Raw genomic sequence first — 17,547 nt, forward strand, 5'->3', positions numbered from 1 at the left:
GCGCGCATGGCGAAACGCAACCTGAACGATCTGCTGGCCTTTGTTACCGTGGCGCGGGAACGCAGCTTCACGCGCGCGGCGGGCACGCTGGGCGTGACGCAATCGGCGTTAAGCCAGGCGGTGCGCGGCCTGGAAGAACGGCTGCAAATCCGGCTGCTGACGCGCACCACGCGCAGCGTGTCGCCCACGCCGGCGGGCGAACGGCTGATGCAGGCCATCGGCCACCGCTTTGACGAGATCGAAGCGGAGCTGGATGCGCTGACCGAACTGCGCGACAAGCCCGCCGGCACGGTGCGCATCACCTGCGGCGATCACATCCTGCGGTCCGTGCTGTTGCCCCGGCTGGCGCCGGTACTGCGCGACTACCCCGAAATCAATGTCGAGTTCGACGTCAGCTATGGGCTGCGCGATATCGTCGCCGACCGCTTCGATGCAGGCGTGCGCCTGGGTAACACCATCGACAAAGACATGATCGCCGTGCCAATCGGGCCGGTGCTGCGCATGGCGGTGGTGGGCTCGCCCGACTACTTTTCCCGGCATCCCATACCGTTGACGCCCGACGACCTGACCGCGCATCAATGCATCAATCAGCGCATGCCGACCTCTGGCGGCTTGTATGTGTGGGACTTTGAACGCCGGGGCCGGCAGGTGAATGTGCGCGTGGATGGGCAGCTGATCTTCAACACCGCACCGCCGCAGGTGGACGCGGCGCTGGCGGGGCTGGGCTTGGCCTTGCTGCCCGAAGATGAACTGATGCCGCACATCGAAGCCGGCGCACTGGTGCGCGTGCTGGAAGACTGGTGCCCGACGTTCACCGGCTATCACCTTTACTATCCCAGCCGCCGCCAGCCCTCGCCGGCGTTTTCCATCGTGTTGAAGGCGCTGCGACGCGGGTGATGCGTGATCGGCGCTGCGTTATCGGACCCACGCGCTTGGCGCGCTCGGATCAGCGCACGTCCGTCGCCAGCTTGACGCTCAGGCCGATCAACGCCAACCCGGCCAGCCGCCTCGTCACAGTCCGGGCGCCCGGCAATGCCGAGCAGCGCCGCGCCACCCGGTGGCCGATCGACACCAAGGCGGTTTGGTAAAGCAGGCTAAGCACCGTCACGTGCAGCATCATCGCCAACAGCGTTGCAGGGCTGGCTTGCGGCTTCAGGAACAAGGGAAAGAACGCCACAAAGAACAGCATGACCTTGGGGTTGGTCAGACTGACCAGGAACGCGCGGCGAAAGGCGGCCCGCGCCGACACGCGCCTGGCAGGCGCCCCGCCATCCATCGCGGCCTGTTTGCGCAATAGCTGCACGCCCAGCCACAACAAGTACGCAACGCCGGACCATTGCAGCGCCCGGAAGATCAGCGGGTGCGCCTGCAGGATGGCGGCCAGGCCCGCCACGGCCGCCACCATGAACAGCAGGTCGCCCACCAGCGTGCCCATCACCGCGGCCATGCCCGCGCGCTTGCCGTTGCGCGCGGTGGCGTCAAGAATGGCGATCGTGCCCGCGCCGGGCACCGCCTGGAATATCAGGATGGCAACGATGAAACTGCCGTAGTGCTGGATATCGAGCATGCTGTTTTGGTTCAGCCGTCTGCGTTGAGGAACCCAAATTATCGAGTCCGCCCCGGGCTTCGATACAGTACATTCTTCTTCTGAAAAGCGATTTTCCTGTCGTTTTTTCTTGTGAAAACGGGGCTGCGCAAGAATGGATAAAAATGATCTGGATGACATCGCTTGGCGTCTGTTGCGCGCGCTGCAAGAGGATGCGCGCGCGCCGTTGAAGACCTTGGCCCAAGCGGCCGGTTTGTCGGTGGCGGCCACGGCGGAAAGACTTAAGCGCTTGCAGGACGCGGGCATCGCGCAGCGTTTTTCGGTTGAGGTGGACGCCGCAAAAGCGGGATACCCGGTAAAGGCCATCGTTGGCATCACGGCGACGCAGCCGGGCAAGAAGGCGCTTCTGGATCGCTTGCGCCAGGCGCCCGAAGTGCTGGAGTGCCATCACGTGGCAGGCGCGGATTCCTACATGATGACGGTGGTGGCCACTGGCCTGGCGGATCTGGAACGCTTTATCGGCACGATCAACGGCTATGGCGAAACCCGAACATCCATCGTTTTCTCCACGCCGATTGAGCGCCGGGGCGTGGTGCCGCCCGGCGTTGGCAAGCGAACCTAGCGCCCGGCCGCTGCCGCCTGCGCGCGCGGCACGGGCTTCTGGTCGAACGCCCGTTCCTCTGGCAAACTTCCCGCCATGCTACGCATCGACAACCTCAGCAAGCGCTACGGCGACTACCTTGTATTCCAAGGCCTGACTCATACGTTCGAGCCCGGCTGCATGGCGCTGTGCGAAGAAGACAGCACCGGAAAATCCAGCTTGCTGGGCATCATCGCGGGCGTGATCCCGCCTGACGGCGGAGACGTCTGGATAGACGGGCATTCCCTTGAGCAAGCACCGCGGCTCGCCCGGTCGCGCGTGGCTTATGTGCCGGACAACTGCCTGGAATTTCCCACGCAGACCGGGCGCGACTTCCTGCTGAAAGCGGCGGCGCAAAAAAACGTCGGCCTGGATGACAGCGTGCTGGATCTGGCATCGCGCCTGGGGTTGGAACCGCATCTGGACAAGCGCTTTGAGCAGATGTCCACGGGCACGCGCCGCAAGGTGTACCTGACGGCCGCCGCGCTGGGCGAGCCGGCCGTCGTGGTTGCCGACGGTGCCAGCAACGGGCTGGACGCGCAGGCGCGTGCCGTGCTGGCCGACGTGTTCAAGACCTGGGCGCGCGACCGCGTCGTGCTGTTTGCCAGCCACGACCCCGAACTGGTGCAAGCCTGCAACGCGCGCATGCTTAACGTGGCCGATCTGCGCCAGGCAGCGGGGCCAGCTAGCCGCTAGCCGCCAGCCGTTAGCCGATAGCCGATAGCCGATAGCCGTTAGCCCCCGCGCGCGCCTGGAAACACATCAGCGCCTGGACGCCTGCAAGACCTCGATGAACGCCTTGCTGAATGCGGGGATGTCGTCGGGTTTGCGGCTGGATACCAGCGTGCCGTCCACCACCACTTCCTGATCCACCCAGTTGGCGCCGGCGTTGCGCAGGTCGTCCTGTAGCGACGGCCAGCTGGTCATGGTGCGGCCGCGCACGACGTTCGCGGACACCAGCAGCCACGGCCCGTGGCAGATAACGGCAACGGGCTTGCCCGCGTCCAACATGGCGCGCACAAAGTCCTGCGCCTTGGGATGCATGCGGATTTCGTCCCCGTTCATTACGCCGCCGGGCAACAGCAGCCCGTCGAATACCGAGGGTTCCGCTTCGGCCTGCGTGAACGTCAGGTCCACGGGAAAGCGGTCGCCGGGTTTGTCGTGATGCATGCCTTGAATCGGCTCGCTGCGCGCCGATATCAGCACGGTGCGGGCGCCTTCCGCTTGCAGACGGTCGCGCGGACCGGTCAGTTCTACCTGTTCGAAACCATCCACGGCCAGAATCGCGATGGTCATGTCGTTAAGAGTTGCCATGATTGCTCCCTGTGCGGGGCCCCGTGCGAGCGACACGCGGCGGGCCGGGGCCGTGCCCGCCGAGTCGTTGGCGCAGCAAGTGCCATGCCGACAGCGCGCGCGGGCTAGGGAATATCGGGCACGGACTGCTCAGGCCACTCAGGCCACTCAGGCCACGTTGGCGAAACGCTGGTCCAGATACGCAATGATCTCGCTGGATTCATACATCCAGCGCGTGCCGGCGGCCTCGTCGATACGCAGGCAAGGCACCTTGATCTTGCCGCCGCCGGCCAGCAGCTGTTCACGCGCCTGGGGGTCGTTCTTGGCGTCGTGCAGCGTTACGGGCACGTTCAGGCGGTGCATGGCCCGACGCGTTTTCACGCAGAACGGGCAGGCCTTGAATTGGTAGAGCGACAGCGCGGCGGCTTCCGCGTTGACGCTGGCCTGGCCTTGGGCCGATCGCTGTTGCGGGCGCGGACGAGTCAGCGCGTCGCCAATGACGATCAGTTGACCCAGGCCGACACGCAGGGCTTTGACTAGCATGGAGAATGGACTCAAAACAAAGGAAAGAGGCGGTCAGTCTACTCTTTCGCCGCGCGCCGCCCTCAGGTCTGCGCCGACTCGTGGCCGTGCAGCGTCTTCAGCTTTCGCAATCCCGGAAACCACCGCATCCACAGCCCGGCGACCGCAATCGTGCCCATGCCGCCCAGCACCACGGCCGGCACCGCGCCGAACAGCTCGGCCGTCAAACCGGATTCAAATTCGCCCAACTGGTTCGACGCGCCGATAAACAAGGTGTTCACCGCGCTGACACGGCCCAGCATGTGGTCGGGCGTGTTCAGCTGCACCAGCGAGGACCGCACCACGACACTGACCGCGTCGGCCGCGCCCAGCACGACCAGGGCCGCCACGGACAACGGAATTGACGTGGACAAACCAAATACGGTCGTCGCCAACCCGAACACGATCAGCGAACCGAACAGCAGCCGCCCGACGTTGTCGCCCAGGCTTAAGCGCGCCAGCGTCAACGACATCAAGGCCGCGCCGCACGCGGGCGCCGCGCGCAAGGCGCCCAAGGCCCATGGCCCGGCATTAAGGATGTCTTTGGCGAACAGCGGCAGCAAGGCCGTGGCGCCGCCCAGCAGCACCGCGAATAGATCCAGCGACAAGGTGCCCAGCAGCAGCCGGCGTTGGAAGATGAAGGTGATGCCCGCGAACAGCGTGCGCCAGGTTGTGGGTTCCTTGCGCGGCGGCGCGCGTTCGATGACCAGGGTGGCAATGGACGCGAATGCCGTCAGGTACAACGCGGCTGCCACGCAATAGATCCAGCCGGCGCCCAGGCTGTAGCCGATGCCGCCCAGCGCGGGTCCGGCGATCTGGGCGATCTGCCCGCCCGATGATGACAGTGCCGTGGCGCGTGGCAGCCATGCGCGCGGCACCACGGCGGGGATGAGCGTGGACAAGGTGGGCGCTTCGAACGCGCGCGCCGAACTCATGATGATGATGGTGGCGTAGATCAGCGTCTTGCCGCCCACGCCATGCAGCGCGGCAATGGCCAGCACCAGCGTCGCCAGCGTTTCCATCGCCATGCACGCGGCGACGATCTTGCGGCGGTCGTAGCGGTCGGCCACGTGGCCCACCACCAGCGTCAGCGCGGCCATGGGCAGGAATTGGGCCAGGCCGATCAAGCCCAGGTCCATGGCGCTGCCGGACAGCGCGTAGATCTGCCAGCCGACCGCTACCGAGACGATCTGGAAGGCCAGTGACGCGCTGACGCGGGCGAACAGGAAGTGCAGGAAAGGTGGGCGGGTAAGCGGACTGGGAGAATCGGGGCGGGCATGAGAGCGTGCGCGGCAGGCGCGCGGGCGGCGCCGGAAGGCACATTCTAGTGACAGCCGGCTGACGCGAAACTAAAGCGACACAGCCGGCGGGGCAATGCGCTGCGGTCAAGACGGCAGAGCGCGCCGCGCAGGCCATGCCGCCGAGGGCGCCACCAGCCCGTGCCACCAGCCCGTGCCACCACTCCGCGCCACCCCTCCGCGACCGTGTGCGGCGATTCTCGCTTACGCCCCGATCGACACCAGCTCGGCGCCTTCGGTGACCTGATCGCCCACGCCGTAGAACACCTCTTCGACCTTCCCGTCGCCCGGCGCGGAAATGGTGTGCTCCATTTTCATGGCTTCCATCACCAGAAGCGGTTGGCCCTTTTCGACCGTGTCGCCCGCCTTGACCGAGATCGAGATGATCTTGCCCGGCATCGGCGCGGTCAGGCCGCCGGCATGCTCGCCCTGCGTGTCCTGCGCGTGCGCCAGCGGGTCGTACAGTTCCAGCACATGTGCGCCGTTGTCGCCAAAGACGTGGGCACGGTCGGCGTGCAGCACGACGGTGCCGGCGTTTTCATGGCCGGCCAGCGTAATGCGCAGGCCATAGGCCAGGTTGGGGTTCGCGCTGGCATGCGCGCGCCACAGGAACGGCTGCGGACCCGCGCCGGTGTCCAGCGTCCACGCGCCGCCTTGGCGCGCAACGGTGACGCGGCGCGTCTCGCCGTTGTCCACCCATTGCAGGTGGCGCTGATACTGGCCGCCCAAGCGCCAGCCGTCGCGTGCATCCCAAGGGTCGGCGCGGCCTTTGCCGGCAGACGTTGCGTTCGGCTGGGCCAGGCCCTGGCGCACCAGCACGGCGGCCGATGCCAGCGCCAGCGTGGCGGCGTCGGCGGGCTGCGGTTCGGGCAGCAGCGTGGCGCGCTGGCGTTCGATCAGGCCGGTGTCCAGGTCGGCCGCCGCGAACGCGGTGTCTTTCATCAGCCGCGACAGGAAGGCCACGTTGGTCTGCACGCCCACGGCCTGCGTTTGCGCCAATGCCTGCAACATGCGCTGGCGGGCCTGGTCGCGGTCGGCGCCATGCACGATCAGCTTGGCGATCATGGGGTCATAGAACGGCGTGATCGTGTCGCCCGTGCGCACGCCACCATCGACGCGGATGTCGGCGTTGGCGAACGCGGTGTGCGGCGGCAGGCCCAGGTAGGCCAGGGTGCCGATCGACGGCAGGAATCCCTTTTCAGGGTTCTCGGCGTAGATGCGGGCCTCGATGGCATGGCCGTTGATGCGCAGGTCTTCCTGGCGCGCCGGCAGCGGCTGGCCGGCGGCCACGCGCAGCTGCCATTCCACCAGGTCGTGGCCGGTGATCATTTCCGTGACCGGGTGTTCGACTTGCAGCCGCGTATTCATTTCCATGAAGTAAAAGCGGCCGTCGGGCTCGGCGATGAATTCCACCGTGCCCGCGCCCACATAGCCCACGGCGCGCGCGGCGGCCACGGCGGCTTCGCCCATGGCGCGGCGGCGCTCTTCGGTCATGCCGGGGGCGGGGGCTTCTTCGATGACTTTCTGGTGGCGACGCTGCACCGAGCAATCGCGTTCAAACAGGTAGACGCAATTGCCCTGCGTGTCCGCGAACACCTGGATTTCAATGTGGCGCGGCTTTTGCAGATAGCGTTCGATCAGCACGCGGTCATCGCCAAAGCTGGATGCCGCTTCGCGTTGGCACGAGGCCAGCGCGTCCAGGAATGCACCGGACGATTCCACGACGCGCATGCCCTTGCCGCCGCCGCCCGCGCTGGCCTTGATCAGCACGGGGTAGCCGATGCCGTCCGCCTGCGTCTTCAGGAATTGCGGGTCCTGGTTGTCGCCGTGATAGCCGGGCACCAGCGGCACGCCGGCTTTTTCCATCAGCGATTTGGCGGCCGACTTGCTGCCCATGGCGGCAATGGCGGATGCCGGCGGGCCCACGAACGCGATGCCGGCCTGTTGAGCGGCTTGCGCGAACGCTTCGTTTTCCGACAAGAAGCCATACCCCGGGTGGATGGCGCCCGCGCCGGTGTCGCGCGCGGCTTGCAGGATGGCGTCGGCGCGCAGATAGCTGGCGCGCGGTTCCGATCCGCCGATGTACACGGCTTGATCGCAAGCGGCCACGTGGCGCGCGTTGGCGTCCGCGTCCGAATAGACGGCGACGGTGCGGATGCCCATGCGGCGGGCAGTGGCGGCGACGCGGCAGGCGATCTCGCCGCGATTGGCAATCAGCAAAGTGTCGAACATGAATGTCATCCTGGCTGTAATTCTTCTTGAACTGCAAGCGCTGCGGTAAGGGGCGCGATGGGGCCGATGCCCTACATGCGGAAGACGCCGAACCGCGTGTCTTCGATGGGCGCGTTCAGCGCGGCCGACAGCGCCAGCCCCAGCACGCGGCGCGTGTCGGCGGGCGCGATGATGCCGTCGTCCCACAGCCGCGCGGTGGCGTAGTACGGATGGCCTTCGTGTTCGTACTGTTCGCGGATGGGCGCCTTGAACGCGGCTTCTTCGTCGGCCGACCACTGGCCGCCGCGCGCTTCGATGCCGTCGCGCTTGACGGTGGCCAGCACGCTGGCGGCCTGCTCGCCGCCCATGACGGAGATGCGGGCGTTGGGCCACATGAACAGCATGCGCGGTGAATAGGCGCGACCGCACATGCCGTAGTTGCCGGCGCCGAACGAGCCGCCGATCAGCACGGTGAACTTGGGCACGGCGGCGGTGGCCACCGCCGTCACCATCTTGGCGCCGTGGCGCGCGATGCCTTCGTTTTCGTATTTGCGGCCGACCATGAAGCCGGTGATGTTCTGCAGGAACACCAGCGGAATCTTGCGCTGCGCGCACAGTTCGATAAAGTGCGCGCCCTTTTGCGCCGACTCTGAAAACAGGATGCCGTTGTTGGCGACGATGCCCACGGGAATGCCCTGGATATGCGCAAAGCCGGTCACCAGCGTGGGGCCGAAGCGCGCCTTGAATTCATCGAACTCCGAGCCGTCCACGATGCGCGCGATGACTTCGCGCACGTCATAGGGCTTGCGCGTGTCGGCGGGAATGATGCCGTTCAGTTCGCTGGGGTCGTAGCGCGGTTCGCGCGGCGCGACGGTGGCCAGTTGCGCGGGCTTCTTGCGATTGAGCCGCGCGACGGCGTTGCGCGCCAGTTGCAGCGCGTGCATGTCGTTGGCGGCCAGGTGGTCCACCACGCCGGACAGGCGCGTGTGCACGTCGCCGCCGCCCAGGTCCTCGGCGCTGACTTCTTCGCCCGTGGCCGCTTTTACCAGCGGCGGGCCGCCCAGGAAGATGGTGCCCTGGTTCTTCACGATGATGGATTCATCGCTCATGGCGGGCACGTAGGCGCCGCCGGCGGTGCACGAGCCCATCACCACGGCGATCTGCGAAATGCCCTGTGCGGACATCTGCGCCTGGTTGTAGAAGATGCGGCCGAAGTGTTCGCGGTCGGGGAACACTTCGTCTTGCTGCGGCAGGTTGGCGCCGCCCGAATCCACCAGGTAGACGCAGGGCAGATGGTTTTGCGCCGCGATTTCCTGTGCACGCAGGTGCTTCTTGACGGTCATCGGGTAGTACGTGCCGCCTTTGACGGTGGCGTCGTTGCAGACGATGACGCATTCGGTGCCCGACACACGCCCGATGCCGGTGATGACGCCCGCGCCGGGCGCGTCGCCGTCGTACATGCCGTGCGCCGCCATGGGCGACAGTTCCAGGAACGGGGTACCCGGATCGATCAGGTTTTCGACGCGGTCGCGTGGCAGCAGCTTGCCGCGCGCCACGTGCTTGGCGCGCGCGGCTTCACTGCCGCCCAGCGCGGTCTGCGCCAGTTTCTGATTCAGATCGTCCAGCTGCGCCTGCATGGCGCGCGCGTTATCGGTGTAGTCCTGCGACCGCGGATTGATGCGGGATTCGATGATGGGCATGGGGTTCCACCCGTCCTGCGTGATTGGAATTTGAAGGCGCTCTGGTCGAGCGGTTTGTCTCTGCTTCCCGGTGGGCCGGGCATTCTTGTCGAATGGGTTTTCGTTGCGCCTTTCCCGGCATGACCCGCGACTCGTGGTCGCGTCCGGAAGACATACAAGAAAGGCGCGGCGAAAAACCAATCGGGAGACGGAGATGATTCCGTCTCCCTGGTCGTGATTCAGGCCGTGATTTAGGCCATGACTTAGGCCACGTATTTAGACCATTTCGATAGCCATCGCCACGGCTTCACCGCCGCCGATGCACAGCGTGGCAACGCCGCGCTTGCCGCCGGTCTTGCGCAATGCGCCGACCAGCGTGGCCATCAGGCGCGCGCCCGATGCCCCGATGGGGTGGCCCAGGGCGGTGGCGCCGCCATGCACGTTGACCTTGTCGTGCGGCAGCTTGAAGTCGTTCATGGCGGCCATGGTGACCACCGCGAAGGCTTCGTTGATTTCGTACAGGTCCACGTCCTCGGCCTTCCAGCCGGTCTTGGCGAACAGGTTTTTCAGCGCGCCGACCGGCGCGGTGGTGAACCAGCCCGGCTCTTGCGAATGCTGGCTGTGGCCGACGATGCGGGCCAGCGGCTTGACGCCGAGTTTTTCGGCGGTAGACGCGCGCATCAGCACCATCGCGGCGGCGCCGTCGGAAATCGACGACGAGTTGGCGGCGGTGATGGTGCCGTCTTTCTTGAAGGCGGGCTTGAGCGTGGGGATCTTTTCCGGCATGGCCTTGGTGGGGGCTTCGTCGGTGTCGATCACCGTGTCGCCCTTGCGGCCGGCAACGGTAACGGGCGCGATTTCCCACTTGAAGCTGCCGTCTTCGGTGGCGGCGCGGGCGCGGCGCAGCGATTCCAGCGAGAAAGCATCCTGCTGTTCACGCGTGAATTCGTACTTCGCGGCGCAGTCTTCGGCGAACACGCCCATGGCCTTGCCCTTGTCGTAGGCATCTTCCAGGCCGTCCAGCGCCATGTGGTCATACACGGTGTTGTGGCCGAAGCGGTAGCCCTGGCGTGCCTTGAGCAGCAAGTACGGCGCGTTGCTCATGCTTTCCTGGCCACCCGCCACCACCACCTGCGCGCTGCCGGCAGCCAGCAGGTCGTGGCCGAACATGGCTGCCTTCAGGCCTGAACCGCACACCTTGTGGATCGTGGTGCATGCCACGCCCAGCGGCAGGCCGGCACCCAGCGCCGCCTGGCGCGCGGGCGCCTGGCCCTGGCCGGCTTGCAGCACGTTGCCCATGATGACTTCGTCGACCTGGTCCGGCTTGATGCCGGCGCGTTCGATGGCGGCCTTGATGGCCACCGAACCCAGCTCATGCGCGGCCAGGCCGGACAGGCTGCCCAGCATGCCGCCCATGGGGGTGCGGGCGATGGAAACGATAACGATGGGATCTGACATGACTAACTCCTGTGGGGGTCGGGACAGCGTCTGGGTGTCGGCGCTGCGCGGTCGCCAGAAAGGCGTGCCGGACGCAGGCGTCTGTCCGTATCGTAAGGGAAAAATTCTTCAATACGGCCCTGCGCCACTTGGGCGCGGCAGGCTTGCCACCAGTCCGGTTCCAGCAGGTCGGCATGGTGACGCATGAAGGCGCCGCGCACGCGCGCGTCGCCCAGCAGGAAGCGGCCGAATTCTTCGGGAAATACGTCGTTCGGTCCGATGGCGTACCAGGGTTCGGACGCCATTTCCGCTTCTTCGTTGGGAGCCGGCGGAATGCGCCGGAAATTCATCTCGGTCATGCGCTGGATTTCGTCGTAGTCATAAAAGACGACGCGGCCCAGGCGCGTCACGCCGAAGTTCTTGTAAAGCATGTCGCCGGGGAAGATATTGGCGGCGGCCAACTGGCGGATGGCGTCGCCGTATTCACGCACGGCGGGGTCCAGCAAGGCGTCGGAGGCCTGGCGCAGATAGATATTGAGCGGCGTCATCCGCCGTTCGATGTAGACGTGGCGGATGACGACTGTGTCGGCCGTTTCTTCGATCAGGCTGGGCACCAGGCGGCGCAGTTCGTCCAGCAAGGCGGGCGCGAAGCGGCTGCGCGGCAACGCCACCTGCGAATACTCCCAGGTATCGGCCATGCGGCCCACACGGTCATGCAGCTTGACCATCTGGTACTTGCGCCGCACGGTGGCGTGGTCCATGCCGTCTTTGTCGATGCGGTCCTTGATGAGCTTGAACACATAGGGGTAGGACGGCAGCGTGAACACGCACATCACCATGCCCTTGATGCCGGGCGCAATGTCGAAGGCGTCGCGCGAATGGGCCAGGTGATGCAGGAAGTCGCGGTAGAACAGCGTCTTGCCCTGCTTTTGCAGGCCGATCATGGTGTAGAGCTCGGCCTTGGGCTTGCGCGGCAACAGGCTGGCCAGGAAGTTCACCACGGCGGCCGGCGTTTCCATGTCGACCAGGAAATAGGCGCGTGTGAAGCTGAACAGCGTGCTCAGGTCGTCGGCGCCCAGCAGCAGCGCGTCCAGCGTGACCTGGCCCGCCGGGTTGCGCGTCAGCGCCACGGCAAAGGGGTAGACGGTGGTCTGGTTGATCAGGCGGCCGACGATGTAGGCGCCCTTGTTGCGAAAGAACAGCGAGCCCAGCGCATGGATCTGGCAATCGCTGGCGATGCGCCGGCCCACGTGGCGCGGCAGCAGCGTGCGCAATTGCGCGACGGCGGCGCGCGCCAGCATGCGCGTATCGCGCGGCAGGTCTTCGAAAGGCAGCGCCAGGCCGAAGTCGGCCACCATGCGGATCAGGCTTTTTTCCAGGCCGTCGGTTGCCGGGTAATACACCCGGTACGACGGGGTGCTGCTGTCCAGGTAGTCGGTTGCAACGGCGGGCCGCACGAACAGGAAATCGTTGTGGAAATAGTCGCGGTGCAACAGGCGGCACGAGACTGAATTGAAGAAGGTCTCGGCGCATTCCGGCTGCTTGTGCTCGCCCAGCAGGCCCACGAATTCCTGCTTGATCTGTTGCCAGTAGGCGGTCTGGGCGCCGGTCAGGGCGGGTACGGCCACGCCGTTGCCGCTGGCGTTGCCGTTGTGGCCCGGGATGTCGTCCAGCGCGCCTTCCGGGCGGCCGCGCAGCACCGCTTCCAGCTGCGTGGCGCATTCGCGCACACGCATGTCGTAGTACTCGATGCGTTCGCGCGACAGGTGCTGGATGCCGTGCCAGTCGCCCGATTCGAACAGCGCCTTGGCCCGCTGCGCGCTGTAGCGAAACAGCGCGTAGTGGCGGTCAAACCCGGCCAGGATGATCCGCGCCACGTCCAGTGCCGAGGGCCCCGGGGCGGGGGCCTGCTCGATATGCTGGACATCGGACATGCGGATCATGGTGGGGCGCTCGGCCGGCGTGTCAGGCGGTTTCGTTGAACAGTTCGCGGCCGATCAGCATGCGGCGGATTTCGCTGGTGCCCGCGCCAATTTCATACAGCTTGGCGTCGCGCCACAGGCGCCCCACCGGGTATTCGTTGATGTAGCCGTTGCCGCCCAGGATCTGCACGCCTTCGCCCGCCATCCACGTGGCCTTCTCGGCCGTGTACAGGATCAATGCGGCGCAGTCCTTGCGCACCTGGCGCACGTGTTCGGCGCCCAGTTTGTCCAGGTTCTTGCCGACCTGGTAGCAGAAGGCGCGGCTGGCTTGCAGCGTGGTGTACAGGTCGGCGACCTTGCCCTGGATCAGCTGGAATTCGCCGATGGCCTGGCCAAACTGCTTGCGGTCATGGATGTAGGGCACCACCACGTCCATCACGGCCTGCATGATGCCCAGCGGGCCGCCGGACAAGACGGCGCGTTCGTAGTCCAGCCCGCTCATCAGCACCTTGACGCCGCCGTTGACCTGGCCCAGCACGTTTTCTTCGGGGATTTCGCAGTCCTGGAACACGAGTTCACCCGTGTGGCTGCCGCGCATGCCCAGCTTGTCCAGCTTTTGCGCCACCGAAAAGCCCTTGAAGCCTTTTTCGACCAGGAAGGCGGTGATGCCGCGCTGGTGGGCCTCGGGGTCGGTCTTGGCGTAGACCACCAGCGTGTCGGCGTCGGGGCCGTTGGTGATCCACATCTTGGTGCCGTTCAGCACGTAGCGGTCGCCCTTCTTGTCGGCGCGCAGTTTCATGCTGACCACGTCCGAGCCGGCGCCCGGTTCGCTCATGGCCAAGGCGCCCACGTGTTCGCCGGAGATCAGCTTGGGCAGGTACTTGGCCTTTTGTGCGGCCGTGCCGTTGCGGTTGATCTGGTTCACGCACAGGTTCGAGTGCGCGCCGTATGACAGGCCGACCGAGGCGCTGGCGCGCGAGATTTCTTCCATCACCACCATATGGGCCAGGTAGCCCATGTTGGCGCCGCCGTATTCTTCGTCGGCCGTCATGCCCAGCACGCCAAGCTCACCGAATTTGCGCCAGAGGTCCATCGGGAACTGGTCGCTGCGATCCACCTCGGCAGCGCGCGGAGCGATCTCGGCCTGCGCAAAATTGCGCACGGCGTCGCGCAGCATGTCCAGGTCTTCGCCCAGGTCGAAGTTCAGGCCGGGAAGGTTCATCGATGTCTCCGTGATAGTGGGTACTTACATTCTTATGGGCGCCTGTGGCCAGCGCCGTGCCGCCATCGTGTGGCTCATCATGCGCCGATCCGGTGTCGCCGCGCAATGATGCACCGCAAATATTACGTTTACGTAAACGTAAATTGGAGTCGGGTTATCCCTAGGAATTTGCCGCTTTCATGGGGAAGAACGCTGTTTACTATGCCTGCCTGTCCCCCGAATTTGCCTGACCGAAGCGGAGTCTGCCGTGCTTGAACTATCCAATCTGGACGAAATTGTGGCGCTGCGGCGCGATATCCATATGCACCCGGAGCTGTGCTACGAAGAGCACCGAACCGCCAAAGTGGTGGCGGACACGCTGCGCGGCTGGGGCATCGAGACGCATACGGGCATCGCCAAGACCGGTGTGGTGGGCGTGATCAAGCGTGGCACGTCGGACCGGGCCATCATGCTGCGCGCCGACATGGACGCCCTGCCCATGCAGGAAGAAAACCAGTTTGAACACCGCTCGCGCCATGACGGCAAGATGCACGGTTGCGGCCACGACGGCCACACCGCCATGCTGCTGGCGGCGGCGCGGCACTTGCAGACGGCCGGCGGCTTTGATGGCACCGTCTACCTGTGTTTCCAGCCTGCCGAGGAAGGCGGCGCCGGCGGCCGCGCCATGATCCAGGACGGCCTGTTTACACGCTTTCCCTGTGAAGCCGTATTTGGCATGCACAACTGGCCGGGCCTGCCGGCCGGGTCGTTCGGCGTATGCGCCGGCCCGATGATGGCGGCGGCCAATGGCTTCAAGATCACCGTCAAGGGCAAGGGTGGCCACGCCGCCGCGCCGCAGGATTGCAACGACCCGGTGCCCGCGCTGTTCGCCATCGGCCAGGCGCTGCAAACCATCCTGACCCGCAGCAAGCGTCCGCTGGACGCGGCGGTGCTGTCGATCACGCAGGTGCAGGCAGGCGGCAGCGTCATCAACGTCATTCCGAACACGGCGTGGCTGGGCGGCTCGGTGCGGGCGTATCGCACCGAGGTCGTCGACCTGATCGAACGCCGCATGAACGAAATAGCCGGCAACATCGCCGCCGCGCACGGCTGCGAGGCCGACGTGTTCTTCGAACGCCGCTACCCGGCGCTGGTCAACACCGTGGCCGAAACGGAATTCTGCATGCAGGTCATGCGCGATGTGGTCGGCGACGAACGCGCGCTGACGATCGAACCCGCCATGGCATCGGAAGACTTCGCGTTCCTGTTGCAGGAAAAGCCGGGTTGCTATGTCTTCCTGGGCAACGGCGACGGCGAACACCGCATGGCCGGCCACGGGCTGGGCCCGTGCATGTTGCACAACGCCAGCTATGACTTCAATGATTCGTTGATTCCGGCGGGCGCGTCGTACTGGGTTCGCCTGGCGCAACGCTATCTGACGGCCTGACGGGCCTGTTCGCCCGACGCTTTACCTCACGCAGTGCTACGCAACATCACCAGGACAATATGAAAAAGAAGACTTTGCTGATCAAGGCCGCGGGGGCGGCTCTGGCAATCGTGGCAAGCGGCGCCATGGCCCAAGGCTGGCCCGCCAAACCCATCACGCTGGTGGTGCCGTACACGGCGGGCGGTAGCGCGGACGCCATCGGTCGCCGTTTGGGCGACGTGCTGCGCAAGGAAGCCAACGTTACGGTCATCGTTGAAAACAAGCCGGGCGCGGGCGCTTCGGTGGGCACTGACTTCGTTGCGCGTTCGCAGCCGGACGGCACGACGCTGCTGCTGGCGTCGACCAGCCCGCTGACGATCTTCCCGCATCTGGCCAAGACCAACTACGACCCGATGAAGGACCTGACGCCGGTGGCCAGCGTGGCCGTCGCGCCGGTGGCCATCGTTGCCACCAAGGCCCTGCCGGTCAAGGACTTTGCGGGCTTGATCGACTACGCCAAGTCGCATCCGGAAGGCGTGCGTTACGGCACGCCGGGCCAGGGCACCGTGGCGCATATCGGCATGGCCGCCGTCACCAGGCAGACCGGCACGCAGATGCTGCACGTGCCCTATCGGGGCAACAGTCAGGCGCTGACCGACGGGCTGGGCGGCGTGGTGGAATTGCTGGTGGTCAATAGCGACGTGGTCTTGCCGCACGTGGCTAACGGCGCGTTAAAGCCGCTGGCGGTGATGGCGCCGCAACGCCTGGCCGCATGGCCCGACGTGCCGACGATGGCCGAACTGAAGTTGCCGCAGGCGCAGTACTACTCGAACTTCGGCGTGTTTGCGCCCGCCAACTTGCCGCCCACCGTGTCCCAGCCGCTGCTGGCGGCGCTGACGCGCGCGGTGGCCAGCGCTGATTTCCAGGACCTGCTGGCCAAGTCGTATCTGCAACCGGGCACCGCGACCGGCGAGGCGTTTGCCAAGCAGGTGCAGGCGGAATTCACCAACAACGCCCGCCTGATCAAAGAAGGCAATATCAAGGCCGATTAAGCCTGGGCTTGTGGGGCAGCCCGCGGTCATCCACCGGCAGCCCCATGACCCGATAACGCATGGCGGCCAACGATTTGGCATTGGTGATGCGGGCCATGTGGGCGCACTGCGCGCACCAATGGCCCGCGCGAATCGACGCGAACGGCGCATGCCAATCGTGACCGCGATGACACAGCCAGTGCATTTTTCGGGTGGTGTTCAAGTACACGGACGTCAGGCATTCGCCACCGCGATCGCGGGCCGCCTGATGCGCGGCCTCGATGCCCAGCCGCTTGTTCAAGTTGGCGCAAACGCCGCACCAACTGCCCAGCAGAATTTTGCCGCCGGTGGTCAGCCATTCGTGGCCGTCGGCGCAGCGGAATCGATACCGCACGCCCAGCCCGCGATACGCGTCCGACAGGCACAGGCCGCCCCGCTCTTTGGCCTTGCGTTGCAGGCGGGCCAGGCCGTCGGGATGCCGATAGCCTTCGACCTTGCGCAGGCGCGCGCATTCCGGGCACCAGGTTCGACGCAGCACATCCGCACCCGCCGCTTCCCATTCGTGCCCCGCGCCGCAGCGGAACTGAAAGCTCTTTTGCCCGCGCGGGCTGGCGGTATCCAGGCACTGCCCGCCGCGCGCGATGGCGGTCTTCTGGATACGCACCAGCAGGTCGTCGCGCCGACGCCGGTAGCCCGCGTCGCGCCCACACACGGCGCAACCGATACGTTGCAGCGCCTTGTTGCCCTTGCGGTTCCAGGCGTGGCCGGCGTCGCATTGAAAGCGATGCGGTACATCCCAGCCCAGCCAGTGCGGCTCCAGGCAGGTGACCCCGTTCTTCTGCGCCAGTTCGCCCAGGCGTGTGAAGTTGGCCTCGGCCGCGCATAACGGGCATTTGACTTGCAGCGCGCGGCCGAAAGTTTGCAGCGTGCGCTGGAATTGGTGCCCTGCGGTGCATTGGAAACGGTACATCGCCGACAAGCCCCGCCAATGCGTATCCAGGCATTCAAAGCCGGCCGCGTCGGCGGCGATGCGCAATTGCGGTTGGCGGTCGAGGATGGGGTGTTGGGGCTTCGTGTGCATGAGGAATCCTGTTGCCAGAGACACCGCCATTGACCACCGTGCGCCGCCGCAAGAACCCGGCAAGACAGAAGCAAAGCCGAAGGAAGGCGCGCAAGGGCTTCGGGCAATCACGGCCGCGATGCAGCGGGGATGGCGATTGCCGATCTTGCCTTCCTGTCGGACGCAAAGATATTGGATAAGTCTTATTTTTGATCGGAACTTTCTGAGGCGCCGACGGGGGG

15 protein-coding genes are annotated in these 17,547 nt (G+C 65.7%); 5 read left to right on the forward strand and 10 right to left on the reverse strand.

The features are described 5' to 3' along the window. Positions 1-6 precede the first annotated feature (6 nt). Complete coding sequence (locus tag KYT87_RS00470; protein ID WP_046803964.1) at positions 7-897, forward strand: LysR family transcriptional regulator; 891 nt, start codon at positions 7-9, stop codon at positions 895-897. A gap of 49 nt (positions 898-946) precedes the next feature. On the opposite strand, the gene KYT87_RS00475 is transcribed toward KYT87_RS00470, so the two are convergent. Beyond that, positions 947-1,567: a LysE family translocator gene (locus KYT87_RS00475; protein WP_219991509.1), complete on the reverse strand. Its 621-nt coding sequence runs from the start codon at positions 1,565-1,567 to the stop codon at positions 947-949. Positions 1,568-1,700: 133 nt separating this feature from the next. Here KYT87_RS00475 and KYT87_RS00480 point away from each other — a divergent pair, with 133 nt between their 5' ends. Further along, the gene (locus tag KYT87_RS00480; RefSeq protein WP_046803962.1) at positions 1,701-2,168 is read left to right on the forward strand and encodes an Lrp/AsnC family transcriptional regulator; all 468 of its coding nucleotides are present in this window, start codon (positions 1,701-1,703) and stop codon (positions 2,166-2,168) included. A 75-nt stretch (positions 2,169-2,243) separates the two neighbouring features. Further along, the gene (locus KYT87_RS00485) at positions 2,244-2,882 is read left to right on the forward strand and encodes an ATP-binding cassette domain-containing protein (protein WP_046803961.1); all 639 of its coding nucleotides are present in this window, start codon (positions 2,244-2,246) and stop codon (positions 2,880-2,882) included. Between the two features lie 66 nt (positions 2,883-2,948). On the opposite strand, the gene KYT87_RS00490 is transcribed toward KYT87_RS00485, so the two are convergent. From KYT87_RS00490 to KYT87_RS00525, 8 genes are all read right to left on the reverse strand, one after another. After that, on the reverse strand, positions 2,949-3,500 hold the full coding sequence (locus tag KYT87_RS00490; protein WP_304505145.1) for a type 1 glutamine amidotransferase domain-containing protein: 552 nt from the start codon (positions 3,498-3,500) through the stop codon (positions 2,949-2,951). A gap of 147 nt (positions 3,501-3,647) precedes the next feature. Then, the gene (locus KYT87_RS00495) at positions 3,648-4,022 is read right to left on the reverse strand and encodes a glutathione S-transferase N-terminal domain-containing protein (RefSeq protein ID WP_046803959.1); all 375 of its coding nucleotides are present in this window, start codon (positions 4,020-4,022) and stop codon (positions 3,648-3,650) included. Between the two features lie 62 nt (positions 4,023-4,084). Continuing rightward, a complete protein-coding gene (locus KYT87_RS00500; RefSeq protein ID WP_219992571.1) occupies positions 4,085-5,275 on the reverse strand; it encodes an MFS transporter in 1,191 nt (396 codons plus the stop codon). Between the two features lie 267 nt (positions 5,276-5,542). Next, positions 5,543-7,570: an acetyl/propionyl/methylcrotonyl-CoA carboxylase subunit alpha gene (locus KYT87_RS00505; RefSeq protein ID WP_219991510.1), complete on the reverse strand. Its 2,028-nt coding sequence runs from the start codon at positions 7,568-7,570 to the stop codon at positions 5,543-5,545. 71 nt (positions 7,571-7,641) lie between these two features. Next, positions 7,642-9,249, reverse strand: coding sequence for a carboxyl transferase domain-containing protein (locus tag KYT87_RS00510; protein WP_219991511.1), 1,608 nt, complete (start codon positions 9,247-9,249; stop codon positions 7,642-7,644). Positions 9,250-9,504: 255 nt separating this feature from the next. After that, positions 9,505-10,686, reverse strand: coding sequence for an acetyl-CoA C-acetyltransferase (locus KYT87_RS00515; RefSeq protein WP_046803956.1), 1,182 nt, complete (start codon positions 10,684-10,686; stop codon positions 9,505-9,507). A 2-nt stretch (positions 10,687-10,688) separates the two neighbouring features. Continuing rightward, positions 10,689-12,608, reverse strand: coding sequence for a bifunctional isocitrate dehydrogenase kinase/phosphatase (aceK, locus tag KYT87_RS00520; protein WP_219991512.1), 1,920 nt, complete (start codon positions 12,606-12,608; stop codon positions 10,689-10,691). Positions 12,609-12,630: 22 nt separating this feature from the next. Then, positions 12,631-13,809 (reverse strand): isovaleryl-CoA dehydrogenase, encoded by a 1,179-nt coding sequence (locus KYT87_RS00525; RefSeq protein WP_046803954.1) that lies wholly within the window; start codon positions 13,807-13,809, stop codon positions 12,631-12,633. A 247-nt stretch (positions 13,810-14,056) separates the two neighbouring features. Between KYT87_RS00525 and KYT87_RS00530 the strand changes: the two genes are divergently transcribed. After that, entirely contained in the window at positions 14,057-15,235 is a 1,179-nt protein-coding gene (locus KYT87_RS00530) for a M20 aminoacylase family protein (RefSeq protein ID WP_219991513.1), read from the forward strand. 59 nt (positions 15,236-15,294) lie between these two features. Further along, positions 15,295-16,266 (forward strand): tripartite tricarboxylate transporter substrate binding protein, encoded by a 972-nt coding sequence (locus KYT87_RS00535; RefSeq protein WP_046803952.1) that lies wholly within the window; start codon positions 15,295-15,297, stop codon positions 16,264-16,266. Here KYT87_RS00535 and KYT87_RS00540 read toward each other — a convergent pair. Further along, the gene (locus KYT87_RS00540; protein ID WP_143215231.1) at positions 16,253-17,326 is read right to left on the reverse strand and encodes a hypothetical protein; all 1,074 of its coding nucleotides are present in this window, start codon (positions 17,324-17,326) and stop codon (positions 16,253-16,255) included. The genes KYT87_RS00535 and KYT87_RS00540 overlap by 14 nt on opposite strands. Positions 17,327-17,547: the final 221 nt, after the last annotated feature.

Origin of the sequence: Achromobacter sp. ES-001 (assembly GCF_019448355.1) — a bacterium.
GTDB lineage: Bacteria > Pseudomonadota > Gammaproteobacteria > Burkholderiales > Burkholderiaceae_B > Achromobacter > Achromobacter spanius_B.